Origin of the sequence: Natronoflexus pectinivorans, from assembly GCF_004345615.1 — a bacterium.
Classification (GTDB): Bacteria; Bacteroidota; Bacteroidia; order Bacteroidales; family Marinilabiliaceae; genus Natronoflexus; species Natronoflexus pectinivorans.
In genome coordinates this window covers 1-3,803 of the sequence record NZ_SLWK01000032.1, presented here as the reverse complement: position 1 = coordinate 3,803, position 3,803 = coordinate 1, and the positions used below count along the sequence as shown (strand labels likewise).

Genomic DNA, 3,803 nt, shown 5'->3' with positions numbered 1-3,803 from the left:
GGTGCTTACATTGACGTTTGTGCTCCGCATAAATTTCTGTGTCGGCCGATAATTCTGACTCCCGAAGCCCCCAACATTTCATATATGTGACCGTTAGCGAGAATACAAAAAGACCTATAACAATCTGACAATTATGAGTTTTAAAATTGACATATTTTCATCTGATATTAAAGAGACGAGCGATGGGAATTTCATTCACTTTGTTAATATTCAAGATATTGATGTAAAATTACAAACATTAATAGAGGAAAATATCACATCAATTTGGGATGGTGATTTTGGAAATCCAATTGACGTTGTTAAATCTGAGATTTTCAATTTCCTTACAACGAAAAGCGATGATATAAAGAAGGGGGCAATCGCAGAGTTTATTACTCATCTTTATTTGAAGGTTTGTGGTTTTAATCAAGAATGTTTGTTTAAGAATCTTGAAGAAGGTTCAATTAAAAAGGGATTTGACGGGTACTATTCGTTTTCGAACGAAGAATGGATTATGGAAAGTAAATCTGGAAGTATTGACACCAATGGAATTTCACATAAAAAGAAGATTAAAGAGGCATATGATGATTTAAAAAATAAAATTGATGGGAAAGGAACAAATAATCCGTGGAGTAATGCATATAATCATGCAATTGTAGCAGGAACTTCAACGGATATTCTTAAAAACATTAAAGCCCTATCCATTAACTATGTACGCAAAACTTTCCCTGACATTAGCACTCTAAATATAATCCCTGCATCAACAATTTACCATAACGGAAATTGGGATGATAATGTAGTTAAACCAGACCATGACACTATATTTCAAATGTCTGAAAGTTTTGATTATAAGAAAATAAATATCATTTGTGTGAATAAAAAGTCTATTGACACACTCATCGAACAAATGACACAATAAAAATTTTATGGACTCAAAGGAAAAGCGCACTCTAAAATATATTGGAAAAATTTCTGAATTCAACGCAGTTGTTGGAAAACTAATAACAAATCAAGAATTGAATGATTCAGAAAAAAGTTACCTTTTAGGAGTGTCAATTTTATTAATTAAACACTATCAAATTGACAGAAGGTTTACTAGTTATATTGATTTCGCCTATTACTTGATATTAAAATATTCTTTAAACACTGGTGACTATAAGCCACTGTATGACATTTCTGTGAATTTAGGTTTTTACCCAATAGCAAATGATATAATTAAATATGAATTGCTTCCAATTGAACATTTCGATGATTCAATAATTTATAATTCGATTTCAAAATTTAGGAATGAAAGCAATTATATTGAGACTTTAGAACAGAATCATAGAACTAGTGATTTCTTACATGATGAATCTTTTGAAAAATGTTATTTAGCTCCAACATCCTTTGGAAAAAGTAACTTGATTATAAGTTCAATAAAGAATTTAGAAAAGGCAAATCATAAAATTGTAATTGTTCTTCCTACAAAGTCATTATTAATGCAAACATACCAATTGGTAAGAAGTGCAAATCTTGGAAGAAAAATTATTATGCACGATGAAATGTATGATGATGAAGAAGAATTTATTGCAGTTTTCACCCAAGAAAGAGCACTAAGACTAATGAACCGAAAAAACATTGCCTATGATGTACTCTTCATTGATGAAGCACATAATATTTTAAACGATGATTCACGGAGTATCTTGCTATCTCGGTTAATATCAAAGAATAGGAAAATAAACAATAATCAACGAGTAATTTACCTATCTCCATTAATTGAAAATATTCATAATGTTAGGGTATCTGAAGACCAACATATTTCAACCCACACAATAGAATATAATCTAAAAGAACCTGATTTATTTGAACTTAAATTAAATGGGTTAGTACGTCTTTACAATAGATTTCTTGATGAGTTTTACTCATTAGGAAAAAATAATAATCCATTTCAATATACTATTGCGCAATCGAACAATAAGAATTTTATTTATAATTATAGACCTGTAAGAATTGAAGAATTTGCTAAAGAATTCTGTAATTATCTACCCGAAATAGAAATTACTGATGCAATTGCTGAATTGAAAAAAATATTGCGTAAAGAAGTACACAAAGATTTTTATGTAGTTGATTGTCTAAATTTTGGTGTTATTTATATTCATGGGAAATTACCAGATTTAATAAAGGAATACCTTGAAGAAAAATACCGTACATTATCTGAATTGAAATATATTATTGCTAATTCAGTAATTCTTGAAGGCATGAACCTTCCTATTGATTGCCTATTTGTCTATAATACGACAGGTTTAAAAGGAAAAGAATTGATTAATTTAATTGGACGAGTAAATAGATTAAATCAAATTTTTAATACAGAAGAAAACCTTCAAAAACTTGTTCCTCCTATCCATTTTATAAATACTGAGTATTATAATCGTAAAAGCAGTAATATGGAGAATAAAATTAAAGAATTGAGAAGTCGAAGTTTTAAAGACGAAGTTGAAAATCCTATTCTAACAGAATTTGATTTTGAAAAGCAGGCAAAAAAAACAGACCCAAATTATTTATTGAAAGTAAAAATAATACAAGAAAACGAAGATTTCATTTCGGCTAATCATGCAAGTGAACAAGATAAATTAAAGTCATACATTATTGAGTCTGGAATTTCAAATCATTATTCTGACATCAATGAGTTGATACAATCAATTGAATTAAAAATTAGACGATTAAAGTTAAATGAGATTTTAGGCGAAGACGTAAATTTTAATGAATTTACAATGCTTGAAAAATTACATTACATGTTTGTAAAGGACATCAACTCCTTGATTGATTTTGAAATCGGTCGTTTAAATAATAAAGAAGCTCGGGATTATTATGAGAATTTTATTTTAATCGGACGCAAAAAATCATTACAGGAAAATATTATTTCACAATTTGAATTCTTCAAAAAAAAATCACAGAGCACTAATCCAAAAATGTATTTTGGTTCTTCATATGGCGAGATAGATTTTGACGATTTGGGTTATAATAAAACATATATTGACTTGCGTGTTAAAGATGATAGTCAATTAATTAACCTTGCAGTCGTAAAATTAAAGATGGAAGAAGATTTTGTAAGTTTTAAATTGAATAAATTCATTGTGATGTTATTTGACTACAAACTGATTGATTTGGACGAATATAACCTTTACATTTATGGGACAACAGATGAACAAAAAATTGCTTTAACAAAATATGGATTAAATATTAGTTTGATTTCTAGATTATCAGAAGATGGGCAATTAAGCAATATGTCATTTGATTCTTACAACAACTTGACTGCAAATGAGAACTTTTATAAATTCTTAGATTCAGTTGATGACTTTTACAAATTTGAAATAAAGAGATTTTTGAATTAAGTACTCTCGCTAACATCGTATATAAAACATTTGGCAGTCAGTGGTTTATCGAGCATTTAAGCTCGTATCAAAATCACTTGTAACTTGACAGGAAAGTGCTTCGAAATGCCAAACGTTTCATATACGTAACCGTTAGGGGGGCACTCCATTTTTTTGAAGCAAATCCCTTATTTATAGAAAATTAAAATCAATTCTTACAGAGATTAGGGAGAAAATCAATTCAATTAGAAAAACTGAGTGCATTGAAAAATTTAACGACCAGAATATTGATTTTAACAACATAACGACCAGAATATCAATATTTAAACGACCAGAATACATTAAAAAAAATTGAATAAAGATTAATCCTTAGATTCAAAATAGAAAATCATTTTTATACTCGCACAACGACTAAAATCCAATAACGGAATAATTTGGATATCGAACTGAATATTTCGTGGCTTCGCAAAATAG

Annotated in this window: 2 protein-coding genes; both read left to right on the top strand. The window is 28.7% G+C overall.

The window, feature by feature from the left end; translation table 11 throughout:
* The first annotated feature begins 133 nt into the window (after positions 1 to 133).
* Entirely contained in the window at positions 134 to 898 is a 765-nt protein-coding gene (locus EV194_RS16735; protein ID WP_207916114.1) for a hypothetical protein, read from the top strand.
* Positions 899 to 905: 7 nt separating this feature from the next.
* Positions 906 to 3,350: a DEAD/DEAH box helicase gene (locus EV194_RS16730; protein ID WP_132435672.1), complete on the top strand. Its 2,445-nt coding sequence runs from the start codon at positions 906 to 908 to the stop codon at positions 3,348 to 3,350.
* The last annotated feature ends 453 nt before the right edge of the window (positions 3,351 to 3,803 follow it).